Below are 22,841 nucleotides of genomic sequence, written 5' to 3' on the forward strand. Positions count from 1 at the left end.
TCGCCCATGTGAGAGTAGGTCATCGTCAGGCTCTTAATACCCAAACCCCAGCATCCTTGATGCTGGGGTTTTTTATTTCAGCCGCGAAAAAAGCGGTCGGATGATATACTTCCTGCCATAAAGAACCGAACCTTTCCGAGGGAGTACCCCGATGCCCGCAACCGATCACCTGGTTATCTTTGACACCACGCTTCGCGACGGTGAGCAAAGCCCCGGCGCTACCATGACCAAGGCGGAAAAACTCCGTATCGCCAAGGTGCTGGAAAAATTGCGTGTGGATGTGATCGAGGCTGGCTTCGCAATTGCCAGCCAGGGCGATTTTGAGGCGGTCAAGTCCATTGCCGAGAACATCAAGGACTCCACGGTCTGCAGTCTCGCGCGGGCCCTTGATGGCGATATCGATCGTGCGGCAGAAGCGATTCGACCGGCCCAGAGTGGACGGATTCATACTTTTATCGCTACCTCTCCCATCCACATGAAGCACAAGCTGCAGATGCAGCCGGATGAGGTCGTCGAGCAGGCCGTGCGTGCGGTCAAGAGGGCGCGCGGCCACACCGACGATGTGGAGTTTTCCTGCGAAGACGCCGGCCGCTCAGAGCTGGATTTTCTCTGCCGTATTATCGAGGCCGCCATCGACGCCGGCGCGCGAACCATCAATATTCCGGATACCGTTGGTTACGCCATACCGGAGCAGTTCGGTGAGACCATCCGGCAGTTATTGAACCGGGTGCCAAACGCAGACAAGGCCATCTTCTCGGTACATTGCCATAACGACCTTGGCCTTGCGGTTGCCAATTCGCTTGCGGCGGTGAGTCAGGGGGCTCGGCAGGTGGAGTGCACCATCAACGGCCTCGGCGAGCGCGCGGGCAACGCGTCACTGGAAGAAATTGTCATGGCTGTTCGCACCCGCCAGGATCTGTTCTCTCTCGACACCCGCGTGGATGCCCGCCACATTGTGCCGGCATCGCGGCTGGTGTCGACCATCACGGGCTTTCCAGTGCAGCCCAACAAGGCCATCGTTGGCGCCAATGCTTTTGCTCATGAATCCGGGATCCATCAGGATGGCGTGCTGAAGCATCGCGAAACCTACGAAATCATGCGGGCAGAAGACGTCGGCTGGCACACCAACAGTCTGGTGCTGGGCAAGCATTCCGGGCGCAACGCGTTTCGTACCCGATTGCTGGAGCTGGGTATTCAGTTCGAAACGGAAACCGAGCTTAACGAAGCCTTTACCCGCTTCAAGGCTCTGGCCGACCTGAAGCACGAAATCTTTGACGAGGATCTGCAAGCCATTGCCAGCGACACCCGACAGAAAGAAGAGGAGGGTCGGTTCGGCCTGGTGTGCCTGCAGGTGTGCTCTGAAACCGGCGTGGTGCCCAGGGCTCATCTCACTCTGTTGATGGATGGCAAGGAGCATAACGTCGAGGCCGAGGGCAGCGGGCCGGTGGATGCCACTTTCAAGGCCATTGAATCCCTGGTGGACTCAGGCTGCAACCTCCAGCTGTATTCGGTGAACAATATCACCAGCGGAACCGACGCTCAGGGTGAAGTAACGGTCCGGCTTGAGCGGGGAGGGCGAATCGTCAACGGGGTCGGTGCAGACACGGACATTATTATCGCATCGGCGAAAGCCTATATCGAAGCGCTGAATCTGATCAGCCGCGGTGGTATTCGTCAACACCCACAGGTGGCCGATGTCTGATAGGTCTGAAACACCGGGGGTGCAGGGATGACCTATTCCGAGGCCGACAGGCAGTACTATCTTGCGATGGCGGGCATCCAGCTATGGTATGCCCGTGAGCCCCTGTCTGGCGCGGCGCCGAGCGCGGAATTCAGCTTCCCCGAGACCCCGGTTACCGCTGAGCCTGCTGACCTGGCGCCGCCTGTGCCACCAGCGCCGTCGCCTGGCGGCAATCGATCTCGGTCAGGCGACAATGCCGGCCAGGCGGGACAGCGTATTGCGAACCTGCAGGCGTTGATGTCGAATGCCCCATCGGTTTCAGACCATCCGCCTCCGGCTTCACCCGAGGTGGAGGTAGCGGTCGATTCTGAACCCCCCGCCATTGACGCCGCCGGCGATGCGCCCGTATCCGAGGCAGTGCCCGATGATCGTCTCACGGTATCGAATTTACGGGTAACGATGGGGTTGTGGGTGGCGAATAACAGAATTCTGTTGGGGCGGGTGTCGGAAGACGCCAGTGAGGGGCTTCAGGATACGCTGGCTAACAATATTCTGGCGGCGATGGGAGCCAGTCAGCCCGTTGAGCCCGATTACCTGAGATGGCCGGTGTTCGCCAACCCGCTGGTTCCCGGGAACGGCTTCGCGGATTTCTCCCGCCTTCTGGCCTCCATGGCCGGTGAATCCGAGGGGCGTCAGCTGATACTGCTGGGCGTTCTGCCGGAGTTGCCGGATGAAGAGCGTGAACCCTGGCTGGCGCAAACGCTGGGGCGTCCGGCGGTAGATTTCCGCCAGTCTCTCGCGGAGCTCGCCGCCGTTCCCGCGCATAAACGGTCGCTTTGGCAAGCCCTCAAACCTCTGCTGCGGAGTGCGGAGTGAGTCAGGATTTCTGCCCCCCGGTTCGTCAGAACGATGCGGCGATCCGGCCCCTCGAGCCGGCGGATCTGCCCGGAGTCCTGGACATTGAGCTGTGCAGTTACTCTCATCCCTGGAGCGAAACTGTGTTTCGCGATTGTTTTCGTCCGGATTACCGTCTCTGGGGCTACGTTAGCGGGGGCGACCTGGGCGGTTATGCGGTGGTTGCCTACCTTTTTGACGAGGCCCACCTGCTGAATCTTTGTGTGGCACCGGGGTTCCGCCGGCAGGGTGCCGGCCGGCAATTGCTGCGCCATCTGGTTGCACAGGCGGCTCATGATGGCATGAAGCAGACACTTCTGGAGGTTCGCGTGTCCAATCCCGGCGCTATGGCGCTTTATGCCTCCGAGGGGTTCCGTGTGATCGGTCAGCGGCCCGATTACTACCCTGCCGTTAAAGGGCGGGAGGACGCCTCGGTCATGGCGCTCGACCTCACCGCAGACTGACTTGTATCCGGATTCCGTGCGCTTTTTTCTGCGCGGACACTGTTCGCGTCTCGGTGCTATTCCCCCTATAATGACGGCCTTTTCAGCGTATTTGAATCAGGTTGTTGTCCATTATGTCCACCCTTGCAAAAGAAGTGTCCAATCGCCGTACCTTTGCGATCATCTCGCACCCGGATGCTGGTAAGACCACCATTACCGAGAAGGTGCTGCTGTTTGGTCAGGCGATCCAGAAAGCCGGCACCGTGAAAGGCAAGAAGTCCGGGCAGCACGCCAAGTCGGACTGGATGGAAATGGAGAAAGAGCGGGGCATTTCTGTGACCACATCGGTCATGCAGTTTCCTTACGGCAATCGCCTGGTGAACCTGCTGGACACCCCGGGCCACGAGGATTTCTCCGAAGACACCTATCGTACGCTGACGGCGGTCGATTCCTGCCTGATGGTGATTGACAGCGCCAAGGGTGTCGAGGACCGCACCATCAAGTTGATGGAGGTCACGCGCCTGCGGGATACCCCCATTCTGACCTTTATGAATAAGCTGGATCGGGATACCCGGGATCCGGTGGAGCTCATGGATGAGGTCGAGGATATCCTGAAAATTGCCTGTTCTCCGGTGACCTGGCCCATCGGCATGGGCAAGAACTTCAAGGGCGTGTACCACCTGCTCAGGGACGAGGTGATTCTGTATCAGTCCGGGCAGGGTCACATGATCCAGGAGCGTCGGGTTATTTCCGGCCTTGATAATCCAGAGTTGGACGGAGTGCTGGGTGCGTACGCGTCCGAACTGCGTGACGAGATTGAGCTGGTCAAGGGTGCTTCTCACGAGTTCGATCACGATGCGTTCCTCAAAGGCGAGCTGACGCCGGTGTTCTTCGGCACGGCCCTGGGGAACTTCGGTGTTGATCACATGCTGGATGGCCTCATCGAATGGGCGCCAGCGCCCCAGCCCAGGGACACCGATCAGCGGCTGGTGCAGCCGGATGAGGACGGTTTCTCGGGCTTCGTTTTTAAGATCCAGGCCAATATGGACCCTCAGCATCGTGACCGGGTTGCGTTCATGCGCATTGTCTCCGGTCGCTACAGTCAGGGCATGAAGGCGCGCCATGTCCGTATCGGCAAGGATGTGCGCTTCTCCGACGCCCTGACCTTCATGGCCGGCGACCGGGAGCACGCAGAGGAAGCGTTCGCCGGTGATATCATCGGGCTTCACAATCATGGCACCATCCAGCTCGGTGATACCTTTACTGCAGGTGAGGACATGAAATTCACCGGTATCCCGAACTTTGCTCCCGAGATGTTCCGTCGCATTCGTCTGAAAGACCCGCTGAAATCCAAACAGCTGCAGAAAGGCCTGATCCAGTTGTCTGAAGAAGGAGCGGTCCAGGTCTTCCGGCCCCTGAAGAACAACGACCTGATTGTTGGCGCCGTGGGTGTGCTGCAGTTTGATGTGGTCGTGAGCCGGCTGAAAAGCGAATACAAGGTCGAGGCACTGTACGAGCCGATCAACGTGGCAACGGCCCGCTGGGTCGGCTCGGACGACGAACGCAAGCTGGACGAGTTCCAGCGTAAGAACAACGATTATCTGGCCCTCGATGGCAGCGATCAGCTGGCCTACATCGCACCGACCATGGTCAATCTCCAGCTGGCCCACGAGCGCTATCCAGACATCCGCTTCCAAAAAACCCGGGAGCATTAACCGCGGCGAAACGCTATGGAGCTCACCGACGCACATTGTCACCTGGATTTTCCCGAGTTTGCGGACTATCGGGAACGGGTGCTGGCCGTCGCCGCAGCAGCAGGGGTGTCGCGCATTGTGATACCCGGGGTCCGGCGACAGCACTGGGACCGGGTGGTGAGGGTCGCGTCCGGAATGTCCGGGGTGTATTACTGCCTCGGCATCCACCCCTGGTATGTCGGGGAACATGAGGAGGGTGATCTGGCTGTGCTCGAGCGTCGCCTTTCCGGCGCCGACAGGCAGTGTGTCGGGCTGGGCGAATGCGGGCTTGACCGCCTCAGGGGCGAGTTGGCGGATCAGATTCCCTGGTTCGAGGCACAAGTTGAGCTCGCGGCGCGGCTGATGCGCCCCCTGGTTATCCATTCGGTTCGAACCCATGATGAAATTCACCGCATATTGCGGGCGCAGGCGTTTGCGGGCAGGGCGCTGATCCATGGGTTTTCCGGCAGTTATGAGCAGGCGCGCCAGTTGGTGGATCTGGGCTGCTATATCGGCGTTGGTGGTGTGATCACCCATGGCAGGGCGAAGAAAATCCGCGACGCCATTGCCCGGCTGCCGGTTGACGCTCTGGTGCTGGAAACCGATGCGCCGGATATGGCGCCCGAAGGCGTTGCCAAAGGCTGTAACTCTCCGGAATACTTACCAATGATCTTCGACGCACTGGTCTCGTTGAAAGCGGCAAAGCGGGAGGAGTTGGCTAGCCAGCTGTTGCGGAATAGCTGCCAGCTTTACGACTGGCCGGTCCCCGTGTAGGGGATTAGCGAAACAGCGTGCAATGGGGTTGGCTTTCCTGTGTGGTTTGGATATACTTCGCGCCCTGGCTTTTCAAGGCGATGCCGTCATCTCAGCCCCGAATGATGTCACTGCCGAACATTACAGGTACAGAACCTCCTCCGGATGCCAAGCATTTACCGGTGGCGGTTTTTAACGTTTCTTATATAGCGTTCAAGGCGGAATCAATGAAGACTCTGAGTGCGAAACCAGAAACAGTAACACGTGACTGGTACGTTGTAGACGCAGCCGGCAAGACGCTGGGTCGTCTGTCAACCGAAATCGCCCGTCGTCTGCGGGGCAAGCATAAGCCTGAGTATACCCCTCATGTAGACACTGGCGATTACATCGTTGTGATCAACGCAAGCCAGGTCCGGGTTACGGGCAAAAAAGCATCTGACAAGATGTACTACAGTCACACCGGCTTTCCGGGTGGAATCAAGTCCATCAGTTTCGAGAAGCTGGTCGACAAGGCACCTGAGCAAATTATTCAGAAGTCTGTAAAAGGCATGCTTCCGAATGGCCCACTCGGCCGTGCCATGTTCAAGAAGCTTAAAATCTATGCCGGCGCTGAGCATCCTCATGCAGCCCAGCAGCCCAAAGAACTCGACATTTAACGGAAGGCGGATATGTCTGTAGCACAAAATTACGGTACTGGTCGCCGCAAGACATCCACGGCTCGGGTTTTCATCAAGCCGGGAAGCGGTAACATCTCTATCAACGGTCGCACCATCGAAGATTTCTTCGGTCGCGAAACGTTGCGCATGATCGTTCGTCAGCCGCTGGTAGTTGCGGAGTCCAGCGATCGTTTCGACATCAATATCACTGTCAAGGGTGGTGGTATCAGTGGTCAGGCCGGCGCGATTCGCCACGGTCTGACCCGTGCCCTGATGGATTACGACGAGACTCTGCGTCCGGCGCTGCGTAAAGCGGGTTATGTAACCCGTGATGCGCGTGAAGTCGAGCGTAAGAAAGTGGGTCTGCGGAAGGCGCGTAAGCGTCCTCAGTTCTCCAAGCGTTAATCTCGCTGGAGCGTTGCCCCCGAAAACCCGGTCTCTGGCCGGGTTTTTTATTGTCTGGTAAACGGGCAACGAGCGGATCTGAAACAGGGGGCGACCGTTGGCCGCGCCTTTCCGACTTGTAAGGCACGGGTAATTTCATTACCATTTGTGCGCTTATAATTTTGGGTTGTGAAGTCCTTTTTGAAGTGTGGCAGCGCCGATTCGCGGTGCTCTGCGCCTCGCCTGATGGGAGAAGACCATAATGAGTAATGGCGACGTGAGCCAAGGCCGGCGCCGGTTTCTGATCGGTGCTACGTCGGTGGTAGGTGGAGTCGGCGTCGTCGGTGCGGCAGTTCCTTTCGTGGCGTCCTGGAATCCCAGCGCCAAGGCGGAAGCAGCTGGTGCGCCGGTTACCGCTAATGTCAGCAAACTGGAGCCGGGTCAGCAGATGACTGTCGAGTGGCGAGGCAAGCCTGTTTGGGTTGTCCGTCGTACACCGGAAATGCTTGAGAATATCGAGGAATTGAACGAGCAGGTCAAAGATCCTCAGTCAGAAGAGGCTAACCAGCCCACCTACATTGACGGCATTTATCGCGCAGTGAAGGAGGAGTATGTGGTGCTTGTAGGTATCTGCACACACCTTGGCTGTTCGCCTCAGTTCCGTCCGGAAGTGTCTCCTGCTGATCTGGGTGACAGCTGGCTCGGTGGCTTTTACTGTGCCTGCCACGGCTCCCGCTATGACCTGTCTGGGCGCGTTTACGCGAACCAGCCGGCGCCACAGAATCTGGAGATTCCTCCGTATCGTTTCGATGACGAGAGCACTCTGACCATCGGTCTTGATCCGGAGGGGGCAGCATAATGCAAAAGTTAGTATCCTGGATTGACGAGCGTCTTCCTATTGTCGACGCCTGGAACAAGCACATCGGCAAGTACTACGCGCCGAAAAACTTCAATATGTGGTACTTCTTCGGCTCACTGGCCATGTTGGTACTGGTGAATCAGCTGATTACCGGTATCTGGCTGACCATGAGCTACAACCCGACTGCCGAGGGTGCCTTCGCATCGGTGGAATACATCATGCGTGATGTGGAGTGGGGGTGGTTGCTGCGGTATCTGCATTCCACGGGTGCCTCTGCATTTTTCGTGGTGGTGTATCTGCACATGTTCCGCGGTCTGATGTACGGCTCGTATCAGAAGCCCCGTGAACTGATCTGGATCTTTGGCATGTTGATCTACCTGATCCTGATGGCGGAGGCCTTTATGGGCTACCTGCTGCCATGGGGCCAGATGTCCTACTGGGGTGCTCAGGTTATTGTGAACCTGTTTGGCGCGATTCCGGTGATTGGTGAAGACCTCTCACTGTGGATCCGTGGTGATTACCTGATCTCCGGTATCACCCTGAACCGCTTCTTTGCCCTGCATGTGGTCGCGTTGCCAATCGTGCTGCTTGGTTTGGTGGTACTCCACATTCTTGCCCTGCACGAAGTGGGTTCCAACAACCCTGACGGTATCGATATCAAGAAAAACAAGGATGAAAACGGCATTCCAAAAGATGGCATTCCGTTCCATCCCTACTACACCGTGCATGATCTGATGGGTGTAGGCGTGTTTTTCTTCATCTTCTTTATTGTTGTGTTCTTCTTCCCGGAAGGTGGTGGCTTGTTCATTGAGGCGCCCAACTTTGAGCCTGCGAATGCTCTGAAGACCCCTGACCACATTGCGCCGGTTTGGTACTTCACACCGTTCTATGCCATGTTGCGCGCGGTCACCGTCGACCTGTTCGGGCTTGATGCGAAGTTCTGGGGTGTGGTCGTCATGGGCGGCGCCATTGCGATCCTGTTCGTGCTGCCCTGGCTCGACAAGAGCCCGGTGCGCTCCATGCGCTACAAGGGCTGGATCAGCAGGATCGCACTGGCCATCTTCGTGGTGAGCTTTGTGGTCCTCGGTTACCTGGGTATTGTTCCGGCGACTGAAGGCCGTACCATCGTCGCGCAGATTCTGACGACGCTGTACTTCCTCTACTTCATTCTCATGCCGTTTTACACGCGTATAGAGAAAACCAAGCCAGTTCCAGAGAGGGTCACGGGATAATGAGAAAGCTGATTTTTGGTCTTTTCATCGCAATCCTGCCGGCCCTAGGGCTGGCAGCCGGTGCCGCGGTCCCGCTGGATATCATGGAGCCGGATCACACCAACAAGGCTTCGCTGCAGCGTGGCGCGGCCCTGTTCACCAATTACTGCATGGGTTGCCACTCGATGGAATACGCGCGGTACAAGCGCGTATCCGAAGATCTGGAAATTCCGGCGTCGCTCTATGAAGAGAACCTGATCTTTACCGGTGCAAAAATCGGTGAGCTGATGAAGGTGTCCATGAGCAAGGAGCAGTCGGCGGGCTGGTTCGGCGCGCCACCACCAGACCTGACCCTCGAGTCTCGTCTGCGTGGCGAAAGCTGGATTTATTCCTATCTGCGCGGCTTCTACAAGGACGACACCCGCCCGCTGGGCGTCAACAACGTGGTTTTCGCCAATGTGGGTATGCCCCATGTGCTGGTCGATATGCAGGGCTTGTGCGCTGTCGAGCCGCGAATCGGCAAAGGTGCCAGTGTCGACCCACTCAGTGGCAACATCAACAACGCGGATGCCTGCCCTGAGTACGCGATCGAGGGCAGCATGTCGGCTGCGGAGTTTGACCGGTCCATGTATGACCTGACAAATTTCCTGTCCTACATGGGCGATCCGGTAAAAGTGGAGCGGGAGCGGCTGGGGGTCTTTGCTTTGATCTTTGTCGCAATCTTCTTCATCTTCGCCTACCTGCTCAATCGTGAGTACTGGAAGGACGTACACTGAGATTTCAGGTATAATCTTCGGTCCTGAGTTCCAGCGGGTTATCACCGGCCCGCTGGATTTTTGCGTTTTCAGGATCATTCTGTTTTGTTTACTCGTGAGGTAGTTCTATGGGCGTTGTGACCAAGCGGTCATCAATGACGTTTTTCTCGGACCCGGCCAGTCATTACAGCCATCGTGTGCGTATTGTGCTTGCGGAAAAGGGTGTGACGGTTGATATCGTTGATGTTGATCCGGATAACCCGCCGGCCGAGTTGGCCGATCTGAACCCCTACAATGCCCTTCCCACTCTGGTGGATCGTGATCTGGTGCTGTACGAGCCCAACATCATGATGGAATACCTGGACGAGCGGTTTCCTCATCCCCCGCTGTTGCCAGTGTACCCGGTGGCCCGGGCGAACAGTCGCCTGATGATTCATCGTATTCAGAAAGACTGGTGCGGTCTGGTTGACCAGATTCTGGCCCAACCGAATGCCAAGGCGTCCGACACGGCGCGTAAGGAGCTGCGGGAAAGTCTGCTGGCCACGGCGCCTCTGTTCGGTGAAATGCCGTTCTTCCTGTCAGAGGAATTCACCATCGTGGACTGCTGCATTGCGCCCATTCTTTGGCGTTTGCCGGCCCTGGGCATCGATCTGGATGACAAGCAGGCCAAGCCGCTGCAGAAGTACATGGACAGCATTTTCAGTCGGGACGGTTTCAAAGCGAGCCTTTCCGATCTCGAAGAAGATATCCGTAGCTGAGGCAGCCATGCAGGGTCTGAGCGCGGGTCAGGAGAGAGTCAGTGCCTGATAGTAAAGTGACCATGACATCCAGTCGTCCCTATCTGGTCAGGGCGTTCAACGAGTGGGTTCTCGACAACGACTGCACGCCGTACATTGTGGTTGATGCGGGCGTACAGGGCGTTCAAGTGCCCACCGAGCACGTTGCCAACGGCCAGATCGTGCTTAACATCAGTCCGGGAGCGGTTCGAAGCCTGGTGATTGGAAACGGCGCGCTGGAGTTCAGCGCGCGCTTCGGCGGCGTCCCCATGCAGGTGTTTATACCTCTGCAGGCGGTGATGGCGATCTATGCCAAGGAAAATGGCGAAGGTATGGTGTTCGGCAGTGAGCCCGGCTCTCCGGATCCCGACGACGATAGCAGCAAGGATGCGGGCAGTAGTCAGGCTCAGGGGGAGCGCCCCTCCGGCCGACCGACGCTCAAGGTCGTTAAATGAGCGACCGGTGAGCCCCGGATGCAGTAGCAAAAGCCAGCGATACGCTGGCTTTTTTATTATCCGCCAAACAGCGTGCTGTCAATCAGACCGCACAGCGCATTGATGATGACCAGCATCAGCGGGGTGGCTGCTGTGGGTGCCAGGTTGTCCAAAGCGATCTCATGATCTTCCGGATGCAACAATGAGGTGATGTCGGACTTTTCCTTGGCGCTCAGCACAACCACGCTCATTTCACGATCATGAGCGGCCTGGATGGCCTGGATCAGATTGGCCTTGTGGCCGTCGTCGACAATCACGAACAACAGGTCGCCAGGCTTGCCAATGGCGCGAACCGGTCGTGAAAACGTATCGTTGAAACGGTTGTCGCGGCAGATGGCGGAGTAAGTGGTTGCGTCTGCGCCCAGGTTAATGGCCGGAAGTGCTGGTCGGTCGTGGTCAAAGCGGTTGAGCAGTGCAGTACAGAAGTACTGGGCCAGGATGTTGGCGCTGCCATTGGCGCAGGTGATGATCTTGCCATCGTTGAGCAGGGTGTTCACGAAGGCTGTGGCGGCGTGTTCAATGGCCGGCGCGGTTGTGCTGGCAGCCTGGGCTGTGAGCTCCATGTGAGCGGCAAACCATTGATTGATTTCTTGTTCAGTGTCGGTCATGTTCACGCCTGAATAGCATTTTTGATCCATTGTATCCGGTATTTTTTAACATCACCCGGTGCGATTGCAACGACGTCGATGCGACTCGGGCTGTGCCATAACCCGTGACGATGAAGGTAGAACGAGGCCGCTTTAACCAGTTTTCGCTGTTTGCCATAGGTGATGGACTCCGCACCACTGGTCAGGCTGCCGGCGCCTCGAAAACGGACCTCGAAAAACACCAGAGTGTCCCCGTCACGGCCGATCAGGTCGATCTCTCCGCCGCGGTTGAAAACATTGCGCTCGATAATGGTGACCCCGCGACTCGTGAGGTAGCGGGCAGCCACCGCCTCGGTGTGGGCGCCAATGGTGTTGCTGTCGGGTTTGCCATCCATGGCGGAAAAATCCTGCGGTCAAGCCTAGCTGTGTCGGTAAACGATTACTCCGTGCCGGAGGTATCCTCCTCGGGCATGGTGGTCAGCAATTCCGGTGTACCGCTGCGGAACCGCGCCCACAGCTGTTGACGATGAATGCTGCCTTGCGGAGTCATGGTGAGAATGCCGGTCTGACCGTTGAGGGACGCGCCCTCAACCTGGCGCAGCAGCGGCAGTCGTTTGCTGAGGTCCCAGGCGTCAGCACCCATGGCAAACAGGCGGCCTAGTTGTCCTCTCATATCCGGAAGCGCCTCGGTAGCGGTGCGTCGGAAGCTGTTCTCATCGTCCAGTACCCAGGGTATGTCGGTAAAAATGACGTTGTTGAGGTCCCGGTCCCGCCCGGGGTCCTTGTTGCCCTCATAAACCATGGAGGTTGAATAGACCGGCAGGTCACCTCCGAAGTAAAAGGCAAACAGGGGCTTGAACTGGCGGGCAATGGTGGGCTCGGCGACCATGACAACCGCGTCGGCGTCCTGGCGGCGACGGGGCTCGAACTCCACGTTGATACCGGCCGTGCGTTCGACGTCTATGGCGCGCTCCCGGGACACCGTGATGCCCAGCAGATCGGCGGTAACGGCGCGGAGATTGTCTTCCCGGAAGTAGCGTTCAATATCCAGTGCAAGGCTGCCATTTTCGGCCATACGTTGGAGCAGGGCGCTCTCTAACCGGTCGCCCCATTCCCCCTGAGGAATCAGAACCAGAACCTGATCGTTGTGTTCCAGGGCGAGGCGGTTGGCAATCTGGCGGGCTTCGTCTTCCGCTGACAGGCCGAATTGGTAAAGACCCGTCGGGATGTCGGCGTCGTCGGGCAGGTAGTTCAGGCCGAGTACCGGTACCGGTAACGTCTTCAGGCGGGCCAGTGCGGCCAGAGCGTCTTTTTCGAGAGGGCCGACAATCAGATCCTGACCGTCCGCCGACAGCTCACGATAGAGCTCATCGAAGTTCGAATCGGCCGAGTTGACCACGCGAATGCTGGTTGTGCTGCGGTCGGCAGACTCGTCGCTGTAGTAGGCGGCAAAAAAACCGTCGCGGATGGCCTTGCCGGCACTGGCCAGAGGTCCGTCCAGGGGTAATGCCAGCGTGATCTGCTCCGGTCGGGACTCGGCGAGACTGGCAATCAACCCGAGTTCCGAAGGCAGGGCGCTTGCTGCCGGGTGACCGGGCCAGTTGTTCTGCCATTCGCGGACCAGGCGACCCTGATCATCGAGTTTCATGCCGGGCTCGCGGAGAATGCCCGCCAGTTCAATCCAGCCCTGGGCCTCGTAGCCGATGATCGTTCCGCTCTCTTTGGACAGTTGGGCGTCGGATGTGGCTTTCAGAGCGAGCCAGATGCGATCGTGGATCGCCTGCACATCCTGACGCGAATCTGACTGCGCCAGAGTGATCAGCGTAGCGGCGGCACCCAGGTGATTGCCAGCCAGTTGAAGCGTGTCCGCCTGCAGGTTGGCTGCACGCGACATGATGCCGCGCTCGTAGCGGAGAAACTGATCGCGGGGAAGCTCGTCGGCCAGCTGAGAGGCCCAATCGCGGTCCTCAAGTGCTGTGGCGCTTGCCATGGACAGCAGCAGATACTGATCTTCCAATTCCGCCGCCACCGGTGAGAGCTGATCGCTCCTCAGGATGCGGCGCGCTGCGGCGTGATCGTCGCGGTTCTGGAACTGGTCGGCCGACCTCAACAGATACCTTTGGGCCTCCTGGCGGTCGCTCTGGCTGCTGGCCGTTTGCAATGCCTGTTCAGCAGTTTCCGCGGTGTGGGATTCCAGATTGACGCTGGCACATCCGGCGGCCAGCACGGCCAGCATCAGAAGAGTGACGAACGTTTTCAGGTTCAAACGGTGTTTGGTCATGGCAGGCTCACGAACTCCGGGTAAATACGCTTGTGACGCCGGATAAACGGCGGCATCATGCCGAAAGCTCGGGCATTTCCGGGCTTTCCTGTATCGTTCTCAGGCTGGCAAGTTTAACAGCTCCCGGCACATTTCACATGACGTAGGTGTCATGGACCCCTGGCAAAGAGAGGCAATGTTGTGAAATCAGCTCCCGGTTCCGGTGCGGGCACTCTGTATATCGTGGCCACACCCATTGGTAATCTCGACGATCTGTCGCCCCGGGCAGCGTCGGTGCTGGCGGGTGTCGCAGTGATTGCCGCCGAGGATACCCGCCACAGTGGCCGTCTGTTGCAGCATCTCGGTATTCAGAAGCCGTTGCTGGCTCTACACGACCACAACGAGCGGGATCGTGCCGGCCAGGTGCTGGACCGTTTGGAGGCGGGGGAGGATGTCGCATTGGTCTCCGATGCGGGCACACCACTGATTTCCGATCCCGGGTATGTGCTGGTTCATCAGGCCCGCGAGCGGGGCCTCCGGGTCAGCCCCGTGCCCGGGCCTTGCGCTCTGATTGCGGGGCTGTGTGCTGCTGGGCTGCCGACGGACCGTTTTCTGTACGCCGGGTTTTTGCCGGCCAAGCGCGGCGCACGCCGCGCAGAGCTGGAGCTGCTGGCGGCCGAACGGGCGACGCTGGTCTTCTACGAGTCACCGCACCGGATTCTGGAAACCGTGGCCGAAATCCGCGATGTGATGGGCGCGGAAAGAGAGCTGGTGCTGGGTCGAGAGTTGACGAAAACCTTCGAGACTTTTTATGCGGGTCCGGCGGGGGCGGTCTGCGACACCCTTGAGCAGGATCCCAATGGCGCCCGGGGCGAGTTTGTTGTGATGGTGGCCGGTGCTCCACAGAATGAAGTTCCCGGCGATGCCGGTGAGGTGAATACAGATCAGCTTCTCAGCCTGCTGCTGGCCGAACTGCCGGTAAAGAAGGTGGCCCGAATGGTGTCCGAGTTGACCGGGCGGCCGAAGAACGAGCTGTATCAGCGGGCGTTGGCGCTGAAGCCCGATGAGCGAAAAACGTAGTCTGGGTATGGTTTTTCTTGCGCCTCCCCGGTCGCAAGGGTATCTTCGTGCCCGAGCTCGCCAGACAGTCGCCGCCAGTCCGCTGGGGGAGGAAAGTCCGGGCTCCACAGGGCAAGGTGCCAGGTAACGCCTGGGCGGCGTGAGCCGACGGAAAGTGCAACAGAAAGCAGACCGCCTAAGCGCCTTCGGGCGCCGGTAAGGGTGAAACGGTGCGGTAAGAGCGCACCGCGTGACTGGCAACAGTTCACGGCGATGGTAAACCCCACCTGGAGCAAGACCAAATAGGAATCCAATGGCGTGGCCCGCGCTGGATTCGGGTAGGTTGCTTGAGGCCTGTGGTGACGCAGGCCCTAGATGAATGACTGTCCACGACAGAACCCGGCTTACCGGCGAGCTCGTTTTTTCTTAACCTGCCTTTGTGATGCTTGTCATTCTGAGGCAGCGTCCTTTATAGCCAAAAAATCTTAAACCTCACTTGCTATCTTCAGACCTTTTTGCAGGTCTATGATTTTTCTCCGTTTCTTTTTGTTAATCTCCGATATCTGGCGAGTCCTCGCCTCTAACCTCTTGTCATAAAAGGAACTTTTACAGGTGCGACGCCGTTAACGGCGCTTGCATTGTGTATTGCGTGTTTCTATAGTGTGCAGGAGTGGGAAAAAGTGGTTTTTAGTGGTTTTTTTAGGTTTCTGAACCCCAGAGTCGGTGCGAATGAGCAATTTTCTCGGCAGTCATGCCATCAATATGGATGCGAAGGGTCGCTTGGCGATCCCCGCCAAGGTGCGCGAAGAGCTCGCGCAAGCCTGTGGTGGCCGCATTGTATTGACGGCCAACGCCGATGAAGAGCGCTGTCTTCTGCTGTATCCGGAACCGGAATGGGAGATTCTGCGCCCGAAGATCGAAGCGCTGCCCAATATGAACAAGGCTGCCCGCAGGCTTCAGCGCCTCATTCTCGGTAATGCGGCACCCATGGAGCTGGACGGTGCTGGTCGCATTCTGGTGCCGCCGACGCTGCGCTCCTACGCCCACCTGGAGAAAAAGCTGATGCTGATCGGCCAGGGTAAGAAGCTGGAACTCTGGAGTGAGGAGCGCTGGCTGGCCTGGCTGGATGAGTCCACCGACGACGATGACATGCCGCCGGAAATGGAGGCATTGTCCCTATGACCTCCGAACGCAAGCACGGGCTAGCGGGCCAGTCGTTCTCGCATCGCTCCGTGCTCCTGGATTCGGCGGTCGATTATCTGGTTAACGACCCCGATGGTTTGTACGTGGATGGCACCTTTGGCCGGGGTGGTCACAGTCGTCTTGTGCTGGGAAAGCTGGGAGATTCTGGCCACCTGTTGGGGATCGACAAGGATCCCGAAGCGATCCGGGTGGCCTGTGAGCTGGGGGATCAGGATCAGCGGTTTTCCTGTTACCACGGCTCCTTCGCTGACCTGAACGAAGCGATCGCCGGTCAGGGCTGGGGCACCGTCAACGGCGTGCTGCTGGACCTGGGGGTGTCTTCTCCCCAGCTTGATGACGCATCGCGGGGCTTCAGTTTCATGCGGGATGGACCGCTGGACATGCGGATGAATCCGCAGCAGGCCCCCAGTGCCGCGCAATGGCTGGCAGAGGCGGATGAAAAAGACATTGCTGACGTGATTTTCCGATACGGCGAGGAGCGGTTCTCTCGCCGTATCGCGCGTCTGGTGGCGGAGCAGCGGCAGGAGTCGCCCATCAGCACCACCCGGGAGTTGGCAGAGCTGGTGAGCAAAGCCGTCCCTAAAAAAGAAAAGCACAAGCATCCCGCTACCCGGACCTTCCAGGCAATCCGGATCTTTATTAATCGGGAGCTTGAGGATCTTGAGGCCGGGCTTGCCGCGGCGGTGGACCGGCTGGCGCCGGGTGGTCGCCTGGTGGTGATCAGTTTTCATTCGCTCGAGGACCGGGTGGTCAAGCGCTTCATGCGGGATCTGGCGCGCGGGCCGCGGTTGCCCAAAGGCGTGCCGGTCACTGCCGCCCAGGAGGCCTCGGAGTTTCGCCTCGTAGGCAAGGCCAGCAAGGCCAATACGGAAGAAATCAGCGACAACGTGAGAGCTCGCAGCGCAGTCATGCGCGTGCTTGAACGTGTTCAAAACAATCAGGACAAGCAGGGGAGCGCATGACCATGGGCGCGGTAGCGATTGAACCAACAGTCAGGAATGCGGGGCTGAACCGGCAGAAAGTGAAGGACGGCCTGGCCAGTGCCATTCGGGTGTCACAGCAGGTTTTCGAGGCGCTGCAACAGAAGCGCGTGGTGATTTCCATGGCGCTGGTGGGGCTGCTGATTGCCTCTTCCATCGGTGTGGTGGTCAGTTCCTATGAGAACCGCAAACTGTTCAATACGCTGTCTCAGCTGCATGCGGAGCGGGACCTGTACCAGCGGGAGTGGAGTCAGCTGTTGCTTGAGCAGAGTGCACTGAGCGCCCACAGCCGCGTTGAGAGTCTGGCAGCCCAGCGATTCGGCATGGTCGTGCCGGGGCATGAGGATATTGTGCTGGTGCCATTGATGACACCGGTAGCCGGTCTCTGAGCCGCGAAAACAACAAACGCAGGGTGACTGTTTTGTCCGATCAGGGAAAGCGCACAACATGGGGTCAGCGGGTAGCAGCCGGGCTAGCAGCCTGGCGCTACGGCTCCGTGCTGGGCGTGTTTCTGATCGTGGTTGCTGCGCTGGGTTGGCGTCTCGTGGATCTGCATGTTGTTGATAACGAGTTTCTGCGCCAGCAAGGCGACGTGCGGACCATTCGGGTCGAATCCATTGATGCCCACCGCGGCGTGGTCACCGATCGTCATGGCGAATCGCTGGCTGTGAGTACCCCCGTGCACACCTTGTGGGCGAACCCCTCGGAAATGGACCCGGACGATCCGCGCCTGACGCACCTCGCCCGCTTGCTGGATATCAGTGAAGCACCCTTGCGCCAGCGGCTCAGAACCTACGCTAGCCGGGAATTCATCTATTTGCGCCGCAAGGTGCAGCCGGACCTGGCCGAACGCGCGCTGGGCATGGAGCTTCCGGGCATCTACAGCCGTCAGGAGTACCGTCGATACTACCCGGCGGGTGAGGTGACGGCCCATGTGGTGGGGTTTACCAACATCGATGAGAATGGTCAGGAAGGCATTGAGTTGGCCTACAACGCCTGGCTCAGCGGTGAGAGCGGTCGTAAGCGGGTTCTCAAGGATAACCGTGGTCGTGTGATCAAGGATCTGACGCTGATCCGCGAGGCCCGCCCCGGCGGTGACCTGGCTCTGAGCATCGATCTCCGCCTGCAGTACCTGGCCTACCGGGAACTGAAAGCGGTTGTTGGCGCCCACGGTGCGCGCGGCGGAACGCTGGTGATGCTGGATGTGGATACCGGCGAAGTGCTCGCCATGGTCAATCAGGAATCCTATAACCCCAACGACCGCAGCCAATTGAGCTCGGACCGTCTCCGGAACAAGGCGATAACCGACCTCTTTGAGCCCGGGTCCACCATGAAGCCCGTCACCATGGCGGCAGCGCTGGAATCGGGCAAATACAGTCACAACAGCACCATTGATACAGCGCCGGGTTATCGGCGCTTTGGTCGTTTTACCATCCGTGACAGCCGCAACTACGGCGTGATGGGGCTGACCGATATCATCGCGAAATCCAGCAACGTCGGCATCAGCCGGATTGCCACCGATCTGGGCGGTGATGTTATTCGAGATCTTTACGCGCGTCTTGGTATTGGTCAGCCCACCGGTATTGGCTTTCCGGGAGAGGCCGTTGGGGTGCTGCCAGCACCGCCGAAATGGCGCCCCGTTGAGGAGGCCACGCTCTCCTATGGCTACGGTATGAGCGTGAATGCGCTCCAGTTGGCGCAGGCCTACATGGTGCTGGCCAATGGCGGTATTCGGTACCCCCTGAGTCTGCTGAAGGTCGATGAGCGGCCGCCGGGGGAACGGGTGTTGTCAGAAGATGTCTCATTTCAGGTGCGGAACATGTTGCGCGAGGCCGTCGAGAACGGCACGGGCAAGCGGGCCCAGCCGGGGTTCTATTCCGCCGGTGGCAAGACCGGCACCGTCCATCTGGTGGGCAAAGGCGGTTACGAGGACAGCCAGTACAAGGCCATCTTTGCCGGAATGGCGCCCATTGATCATCCGAGGATCGTGACCGTTGTGGCGGTGGACGCGCCTCAATCCGGAGAATACTACGGTGGCGAAGTGGCTGCCCCGGTATTCGCCCGGGTAATGAGCGATGCCTTACGTCTGCTGAATGTGAAGCCGGAGCTCGATGTCGGCGACGCCTCAGTAAGCCAGAAAACACCCGGGGAGCGGGGGTAAAGGTATGTGTATCACATCACTCAGCACATTAATGCAGGGGATTGCGCCGGTGCCGTCGGTGTTCGATGTCACCATACATGGCCTGCAAACCGACAGCCGTCTGGTGACGTCGGGAGATGCCTTTATTGCCCTGGCTGGCCAGCGAACGCCGGCGGATCATTACGTGGATCAGGCCGTCAAGGCCGGCGCCTCGGTCATCATTCTCGAGGCGGATCAGCCAGGAGAGTGCCGTGAATACCGCGGCGCCCTGGTGGTGCCTGTTACAGAGTTGCGCGCGAAAATTGGCCGCCTTGCCGATCGGTTCTTCGAGCACCCGTCGCAGCGGCTGCGGCTGATCGGCGTAACCGGGACCAACGGTAAAACATCGGTCAGTCAGTACATCGCGCAGCTTCTGCAGCAGACCGGAACACCCTGCGGGGTGCTTGGCACGCTGGGCTACGGCATGCCGGGTGCGTTGCAGGTGGCGTCCCACACCACGCCGGACGTGGTGCAGGTCAACCGGGTCTTTTCCCACGTGCTCGCCCAGGGCGGGCGGGCCGCGGCGATGGAAGTGTCCTCACACGCGCTGGACCAGGGTCGCATTGACCACGTGACCATGACCGGAGCGGTATTCACCAATCTCACCCGGGATCACCTGGATTATCACGGCGACATGGCGGCATACGGCGCTGCCAAGGCCAAACTGTTCGAGCGCGAAGAGCTGCACTTTGCTGTGGTGAATTTTGACGACCCGTTCGGGCGGCAGCTGTATAACCAGCTCGCGGGCGAATGCGACCGGGTACGTTACAGTCTGCATGAAGCCCAGACGGAATTGTGGCTGACCGCTTTTGAACCCAGTCTCCAGGGTTTTGCGGGTTCAGTGGACGGTCAATGGGGCGCCTTTGACATTGCCGTGCCGCTGATGGGCAGCTTCAATGCCAGCAACGTGCTGGCGGCCATGGCCGCGGTGCTTTCCCTCGGGGTTCCGGTGGACCGAGTGCAGAAAGCGGTCAGTACTCTGCAGCCGCCTCCCGGGCGCCTTGAGCCCTTTGCCGGGGAGAATGGCGTTCGTGTTGTGGTCGATTACGCTCACACACCGGATGCATTGGCCAACGCTCTGGCGGCATTGCGCCCCCACGTCAGCGGTCGGCTGTACTGCGTGTTTGGCTGCGGCGGCGACCGCGACAGCGGCAAGCGACCGGAAATGGCGGCGGAGGCCGAGAAAGGCGCCGATGTGGTTGTCGTCACCGACGACAACCCACGCACGGAGCATCCTGATGCCATCACCCGGGATATTCTCAAAGGCTTTACCTACCCGGAATCGGTCACTGTGATTCACGACCGGGCCGAGGCTATTGCCCGAACGATTCGCCAGGCCAGCGAGGGCGATGTGGTACTGATCGCCGGCAAGGGACATGAGACCTATCAGGAAATTGCCGGTCAACGCGCGCATTTCAGTGATGCGGAGCAGGTGCGCCACGCGCTGCAGCTTAACGGGGGTGTGGCATGATGCGCGCTTTTTCGCTGGCGGAGGCGGCCCGGATGACCGCGGGTCAGTGCCATGACACCGCTGCGGAAGGGGTGCTCTACTCCGGTGTGTCCACCGACACCCGGGGCATACAGCCGGGCGACCTGTTTGTCGCCCTGCGTGGTGAGAATTTTGATGGCCACCGGTTTCTGGATGCGGCCCGTGCGGCCGGCGCCATTGCTGCGGTGGTTGATACCGAACAGGCCGATGTGGCGCTGCCCCAGATCCTGGTGACGGATACGGTGGATGCGCTGGCAAAGCTTGCGGCCGGTAACCGCAGTGAGAGCTCAGCGCACATCGTGGCGGTGACAGGCAGCAGTGGTAAAACCACGGTGCGGGAGATGGTGGCATCGATGCTTTCCGAGGCCGGTGCAACCCTGGCAACTGAGGGCAATCTCAATAACCACATCGGCGTGCCGCTGACGCTGTTTCGTCTGGCGCCCGAACACCAATTCGGTGCCATCGAGTTGGGCGCCAGCGGCCTGGGCGAAATTGCCCATACGGTTGCGATCACGCGCCCGCATGTGGCCATCCTGACTAACGCGGGGCAGGCGCACCTCGAGGGTTTCGGGAGTTACGAGAACATTGTGGAGGCCAAGGGCGAAATCATCGACGGCGTCAGCGCGGACGGTCTGGTGGTGCTCAACGGTGACGACCCGGCACTCGCGGTCTGGAAACGCAGGGCGGCGGCGCGTCGAATCTCTGTTGTCTGCCGTTCTGCCAGCGAGCTGGCGGATTATTACCCGTCGGCGGTGACGGCCGACATCCATGGACAAAGTTTCATCGCACACCACCGCGATGGCTGGCAGTGTAGCGTCACTCTGGCGCTGCAGGGCGATCACAATATCACCAATGCGTTGCTCGCTATTGCCGCCCTTCGGGACCTGAGTGTGTCGGACCAGGCTGTGCAGGATGGGCTCCAGCGGCTGAAGGTGGTCAAAGGGCGCCTGCAGATGATCGAGCTGGCGCCGCAACTGACGCTGATTGATGACAGCTACAACGCCAATCCGGCCTCAATCAAAGCGGCCATCAGTGTGCTGGCGTCCCGCGCCGGAGCCCGCGTAGTGGTTCTGGGCGCCATGGCAGAGCTGGGGCCAGACAGCCATAGCCTGCATCGGGAGGTAGGTGCGTTTGCAAAAGCACAGGGTATCGATCGCCTGCTCGTGGTGGGGCCGGGTTGTGAAGGATATGTAGAGGGTTTCGGCAATCAGGCCGAAATCTGTCAGATCCATGATGACGCTGTGAATCGCCTGTTGGCGGACCCACAGCCGGCCATGACCGTGTTGGTCAAAGGTTCTCGCAGTTCTGCCATGGATCGCGTGGTAGAGGGAATGAAAGAAAAGGTGACTACATAATGCTGCTCTGGCTGACAGAGGTTTTATCACAATATTTCACGTCCCTGACGGTGTTTCAGTATCTGACACTGCGGGGCATTCTCGGCACGCTGACGGCATTGGCCATTTCACTGCTGATTGGTCCGGTCATGATTCGTAAACTCAGCCAGTACCAGATTGGCCAGGCGGTTCGTGATGACGGTCCCCAGACCCACCTGAGCAAGGCCGGCACGCCGACCATGGGTGGCGCGCTGATCCTGGTGGCGATTGGCGTGAGCACGCTGTTGTGGGCAGATCTCAGCAACCGCTACGTGTGGGTCACTATTCTGGTCACCCTGCTGTTCGGTGCCATTGGCTGGGTGGATGATTATCGCAAGGTTGTCGAACGTAACCCACGGGGCCTGCCGGCTCGCTGGAAATATTTCTGGCAGTCGCTGATCGGTGCCACGGCGGCGATTGTGCTGTTCTTCAGCTCGACGCTGCCGCAGGAAACATCGCTGTACGTGCCTTTCTTCAAGAACGTGTCGCTGACCCTGGGACCGGTGCTGTTCATCCTGCTGACCTATTTCGTCATCGTCGGCAGCAGCAATGCGGTTAATCTGACCGACGGCCTTGATGGGCTGGCGATCATGCCCACGGTCATGGTGGCCGGTGCCCTGGGGCTCTTTGCCTATCTCTCGGGCCATGCCCAGTTCGCCGATTACCTACTGATACCGCACTTGCCAGGCACCGGCGAACTGATCGTGTTTTGCGGGGCTCTGGTGGGTGCGGGCCTTGGTTTTCTCTGGTTCAACACCTACCCGGCACAGGTGTTCATGGGGGATGTGGGCGCGCTGGCACTGGGAGCTGCGCTGGGTGTGGTTGCGGTGATCGTCCGGCAGGAAATTGTGCTGTTCATCATGGGTGGTGTGTTCGTCATGGAGACGGTTTCGGTGATTCTTCAGGTCGCCTCCTACCGTCTGACCGGTCGGAGAATCTTCCGCATGGCGCCGTTGCACCACCACTTCGAATTGAAAGGCTGGCCTGAGCCACGGGTGATCGTGCGCTTCTGGGTTGTAACTGTGGTTCTGGTTCTGATTGGCATTGCCAGTCTGAAACTGCGATAGGGGAA

General features: G+C 59.1%; 23 protein-coding genes and 1 other RNA gene. 21 read left to right on the forward strand and 3 right to left on the reverse strand.

Going from position 1 to position 22,841, the window contains the following annotated elements; all coding sequences use genetic code 11:
* Positions 1 to 151 precede the first annotated feature (151 nt).
* The 12 genes from MLC70_RS12030 to MLC70_RS12085 all read left to right on the forward strand — a co-directional run bounded on the left by MLC70_RS12030 (position 152) and on the right by MLC70_RS12085 (position 10,600).
* The gene (locus MLC70_RS12030; RefSeq protein ID WP_248184046.1) at positions 152 to 1,702 is read left to right on the forward strand and encodes a 2-isopropylmalate synthase; all 1,551 of its coding nucleotides are present in this window, start codon (positions 152 to 154) and stop codon (positions 1,700 to 1,702) included.
* Positions 1,703 to 1,729: 27 nt separating this feature from the next.
* On the forward strand, positions 1,730 to 2,557 hold the full coding sequence (locus tag MLC70_RS12035; protein ID WP_248184047.1) for a 2-isopropylmalate synthase: 828 nt from the start codon (positions 1,730 to 1,732) through the stop codon (positions 2,555 to 2,557).
* Positions 2,554 to 3,039 carry a ribosomal protein S18-alanine N-acetyltransferase gene (gene rimI / locus MLC70_RS12040; RefSeq protein ID WP_248184048.1) on the forward strand — a complete coding sequence of 162 codons (486 nt, stop codon included), beginning with the start codon at positions 2,554 to 2,556 and terminating at the stop codon, positions 3,037 to 3,039. The genes MLC70_RS12035 and rimI overlap by 4 nt, the downstream gene beginning before the upstream one ends.
* 113 nt (positions 3,040 to 3,152) lie before the next feature.
* Positions 3,153 to 4,733: a peptide chain release factor 3 gene (prfC, locus tag MLC70_RS12045; RefSeq protein ID WP_248184049.1), complete on the forward strand. Its 1,581-nt coding sequence runs from the start codon at positions 3,153 to 3,155 to the stop codon at positions 4,731 to 4,733.
* A gap of 15 nt (positions 4,734 to 4,748) precedes the next feature.
* Positions 4,749 to 5,525 carry a TatD family hydrolase gene (locus MLC70_RS12050; RefSeq protein WP_248184050.1) on the forward strand — a complete coding sequence of 259 codons (777 nt, stop codon included), beginning with the start codon at positions 4,749 to 4,751 and terminating at the stop codon, positions 5,523 to 5,525.
* 206 nt (positions 5,526 to 5,731) lie between these two features.
* On the forward strand, positions 5,732 to 6,160 hold the full coding sequence (gene rplM, locus MLC70_RS12055) for a 50S ribosomal protein L13 (RefSeq protein ID WP_248184052.1): 429 nt from the start codon (positions 5,732 to 5,734) through the stop codon (positions 6,158 to 6,160).
* A gap of 12 nt (positions 6,161 to 6,172) precedes the next feature.
* Positions 6,173 to 6,565: a 30S ribosomal protein S9 gene (gene rpsI, locus MLC70_RS12060; protein ID WP_248184053.1), complete on the forward strand. Its 393-nt coding sequence runs from the start codon at positions 6,173 to 6,175 to the stop codon at positions 6,563 to 6,565.
* 241 nt (positions 6,566 to 6,806) lie between these two features.
* Positions 6,807 to 7,403, forward strand: a complete 597-nt coding sequence (petA, locus tag MLC70_RS12065) for a ubiquinol-cytochrome c reductase iron-sulfur subunit (RefSeq protein WP_248184054.1) — start codon at positions 6,807 to 6,809, stop codon at positions 7,401 to 7,403.
* Positions 7,403 to 8,635, forward strand: coding sequence for a cytochrome b (locus tag MLC70_RS12070; RefSeq protein ID WP_248184055.1), 1,233 nt, complete (start codon positions 7,403 to 7,405; stop codon positions 8,633 to 8,635). Before petA ends, MLC70_RS12070 begins: the two co-directional genes overlap by 1 nt.
* Positions 8,635 to 9,390 (forward strand): cytochrome c1, encoded by a 756-nt coding sequence (locus tag MLC70_RS12075; RefSeq protein ID WP_248184057.1) that lies wholly within the window; start codon positions 8,635 to 8,637, stop codon positions 9,388 to 9,390. The genes MLC70_RS12070 and MLC70_RS12075 overlap by 1 nt, the downstream gene beginning before the upstream one ends.
* A 107-nt stretch (positions 9,391 to 9,497) precedes the next feature.
* Positions 9,498 to 10,127 carry a glutathione S-transferase N-terminal domain-containing protein gene (locus MLC70_RS12080; protein ID WP_248184059.1) on the forward strand — a complete coding sequence of 210 codons (630 nt, stop codon included), beginning with the start codon at positions 9,498 to 9,500 and terminating at the stop codon, positions 10,125 to 10,127.
* Positions 10,128 to 10,189: 62 nt separating this feature from the next.
* Complete coding sequence (locus MLC70_RS12085; RefSeq protein ID WP_248184278.1) at positions 10,190 to 10,600, forward strand: ClpXP protease specificity-enhancing factor; 411 nt, start codon at positions 10,190 to 10,192, stop codon at positions 10,598 to 10,600.
* Positions 10,601 to 10,656: 56 nt separating this feature from the next.
* On the opposite strand, the gene MLC70_RS12090 is transcribed toward MLC70_RS12085, so the two are convergent.
* The 3 genes from MLC70_RS12090 to MLC70_RS12100 are packed head-to-tail and all read right to left on the reverse strand — an operon-like array spanning position 10,657 to position 13,507.
* Positions 10,657 to 11,247, reverse strand: a complete 591-nt coding sequence (locus tag MLC70_RS12090) for a D-sedoheptulose-7-phosphate isomerase (RefSeq protein ID WP_248184060.1) — start codon at positions 11,245 to 11,247, stop codon at positions 10,657 to 10,659.
* Between the two features lie 2 nt (positions 11,248 to 11,249).
* Positions 11,250 to 11,621, reverse strand: coding sequence for a YraN family protein (locus tag MLC70_RS12095; RefSeq protein ID WP_248184062.1), 372 nt, complete (start codon positions 11,619 to 11,621; stop codon positions 11,250 to 11,252).
* Between the two features lie 44 nt (positions 11,622 to 11,665).
* Positions 11,666 to 13,507: a penicillin-binding protein activator gene (locus tag MLC70_RS12100; RefSeq protein ID WP_248184064.1), complete on the reverse strand. Its 1,842-nt coding sequence runs from the start codon at positions 13,505 to 13,507 to the stop codon at positions 11,666 to 11,668.
* A 180-nt stretch (positions 13,508 to 13,687) separates the two neighbouring features.
* Here MLC70_RS12100 and rsmI point away from each other — a divergent pair, with 180 nt between their 5' ends.
* The 9 genes from rsmI to mraY all read left to right on the forward strand — a co-directional run bounded on the left by rsmI (position 13,688) and on the right by mraY (position 22,836).
* Complete coding sequence (rsmI, locus tag MLC70_RS12105; RefSeq protein WP_248184065.1) at positions 13,688 to 14,566, forward strand: 16S rRNA (cytidine(1402)-2'-O)-methyltransferase; 879 nt, start codon at positions 13,688 to 13,690, stop codon at positions 14,564 to 14,566.
* 52 nt (positions 14,567 to 14,618) lie between these two features.
* Positions 14,619 to 14,968, forward strand: an RNA gene (gene rnpB, locus MLC70_RS12110) — RNase P RNA component class A.
* A 306-nt stretch (positions 14,969 to 15,274) separates the two neighbouring features.
* The gene (gene mraZ, locus MLC70_RS12115) at positions 15,275 to 15,727 is read left to right on the forward strand and encodes a division/cell wall cluster transcriptional repressor MraZ (protein ID WP_248184066.1); all 453 of its coding nucleotides are present in this window, start codon (positions 15,275 to 15,277) and stop codon (positions 15,725 to 15,727) included.
* Positions 15,724 to 16,710, forward strand: coding sequence for a 16S rRNA (cytosine(1402)-N(4))-methyltransferase RsmH (rsmH, locus tag MLC70_RS12120; RefSeq protein ID WP_248184067.1), 987 nt, complete (start codon positions 15,724 to 15,726; stop codon positions 16,708 to 16,710). The genes mraZ and rsmH overlap by 4 nt, the downstream gene beginning before the upstream one ends.
* A 2-nt stretch (positions 16,711 to 16,712) precedes the next feature.
* Positions 16,713 to 17,117, forward strand: a complete 405-nt coding sequence (ftsL, locus tag MLC70_RS12125; RefSeq protein ID WP_248184279.1) for a cell division protein FtsL — start codon at positions 16,713 to 16,715, stop codon at positions 17,115 to 17,117.
* A gap of 32 nt (positions 17,118 to 17,149) precedes the next feature.
* Positions 17,150 to 18,889, forward strand: a complete 1,740-nt coding sequence (locus MLC70_RS12130) for a peptidoglycan D,D-transpeptidase FtsI family protein (RefSeq protein WP_248184068.1) — start codon at positions 17,150 to 17,152, stop codon at positions 18,887 to 18,889.
* A 4-nt stretch (positions 18,890 to 18,893) separates the two neighbouring features.
* Complete coding sequence (locus MLC70_RS12135; protein WP_248184069.1) at positions 18,894 to 20,378, forward strand: UDP-N-acetylmuramoyl-L-alanyl-D-glutamate--2,6-diaminopimelate ligase; 1,485 nt, start codon at positions 18,894 to 18,896, stop codon at positions 20,376 to 20,378.
* Entirely contained in the window at positions 20,375 to 21,751 is a 1,377-nt protein-coding gene (locus MLC70_RS12140) for a UDP-N-acetylmuramoyl-tripeptide--D-alanyl-D-alanine ligase (RefSeq protein ID WP_248184070.1), read from the forward strand. Before MLC70_RS12135 ends, MLC70_RS12140 begins: the two co-directional genes overlap by 4 nt.
* On the forward strand, positions 21,751 to 22,836 hold the full coding sequence (gene mraY, locus MLC70_RS12145) for a phospho-N-acetylmuramoyl-pentapeptide-transferase (protein ID WP_248184072.1): 1,086 nt from the start codon (positions 21,751 to 21,753) through the stop codon (positions 22,834 to 22,836). Before MLC70_RS12140 ends, mraY begins: the two co-directional genes overlap by 1 nt.
* Positions 22,837 to 22,841 lie beyond the last annotated feature (5 nt).

This window comes from Marinobacter goseongensis, assembly GCF_023156235.1.
GTDB classification, from domain to species: domain Bacteria; phylum Pseudomonadota; class Gammaproteobacteria; order Pseudomonadales; family Oleiphilaceae; genus Marinobacter; species Marinobacter goseongensis.

Bases quoted from the DNA above. Each gene is read 5' to 3' on its own strand.
- MLC70_RS12030 (WP_248184046.1), top strand. From the start codon at position 152: ATGCCCGCAACCGATCACCTGGTTATCTTTGACACCACGCTTCGCGAC.
- MLC70_RS12035 (WP_248184047.1), top strand. From the start codon at position 1,730: ATGACCTATTCCGAGGCCGACAGGCAGTACTATCTTGCGATGGCGGGC.
- prfC (WP_248184049.1), top strand. From the start codon at position 3,153: ATGTCCACCCTTGCAAAAGAAGTGTCCAATCGCCGTACCTTTGCGATC.
- MLC70_RS12050 (WP_248184050.1), top strand. From the start codon at position 4,749: ATGGAGCTCACCGACGCACATTGTCACCTGGATTTTCCCGAGTTTGCG.
- rplM (WP_248184052.1), top strand. From the start codon at position 5,732: ATGAAGACTCTGAGTGCGAAACCAGAAACAGTAACACGTGACTGGTAC.
- rpsI (WP_248184053.1), top strand. From the start codon at position 6,173: ATGTCTGTAGCACAAAATTACGGTACTGGTCGCCGCAAGACATCCACG.
- petA (WP_248184054.1), top strand. From the start codon at position 6,807: ATGAGTAATGGCGACGTGAGCCAAGGCCGGCGCCGGTTTCTGATCGGT.
- MLC70_RS12070 (WP_248184055.1), top strand. From the start codon at position 7,403: ATGCAAAAGTTAGTATCCTGGATTGACGAGCGTCTTCCTATTGTCGAC.
- MLC70_RS12075 (WP_248184057.1), top strand. From the start codon at position 8,635: ATGAGAAAGCTGATTTTTGGTCTTTTCATCGCAATCCTGCCGGCCCTA.
- MLC70_RS12080 (WP_248184059.1), top strand. From the start codon at position 9,498: ATGGGCGTTGTGACCAAGCGGTCATCAATGACGTTTTTCTCGGACCCG.
- MLC70_RS12085 (WP_248184278.1), top strand. From the start codon at position 10,190: ATGACATCCAGTCGTCCCTATCTGGTCAGGGCGTTCAACGAGTGGGTT.
- MLC70_RS12090 (WP_248184060.1), bottom strand. From the start codon at position 11,247: ATGACCGACACTGAACAAGAAATCAATCAATGGTTTGCCGCTCACATG.
- MLC70_RS12095 (WP_248184062.1), bottom strand. From the start codon at position 11,621: ATGGATGGCAAACCCGACAGCAACACCATTGGCGCCCACACCGAGGCG.
- MLC70_RS12100 (WP_248184064.1), bottom strand. From the start codon at position 13,507: ATGACCAAACACCGTTTGAACCTGAAAACGTTCGTCACTCTTCTGATG.
- mraZ (WP_248184066.1), top strand. From the start codon at position 15,275: ATGAGCAATTTTCTCGGCAGTCATGCCATCAATATGGATGCGAAGGGT.
- rsmH (WP_248184067.1), top strand. From the start codon at position 15,724: ATGACCTCCGAACGCAAGCACGGGCTAGCGGGCCAGTCGTTCTCGCAT.
- ftsL (WP_248184279.1), top strand. From the start codon at position 16,713: ATGGGCGCGGTAGCGATTGAACCAACAGTCAGGAATGCGGGGCTGAAC.
- MLC70_RS12135 (WP_248184069.1), top strand. From the start codon at position 18,894: ATGTGTATCACATCACTCAGCACATTAATGCAGGGGATTGCGCCGGTG.
- MLC70_RS12140 (WP_248184070.1), top strand. From the start codon at position 20,375: ATGATGCGCGCTTTTTCGCTGGCGGAGGCGGCCCGGATGACCGCGGGT.
- mraY (WP_248184072.1), top strand. From the start codon at position 21,751: ATGCTGCTCTGGCTGACAGAGGTTTTATCACAATATTTCACGTCCCTG.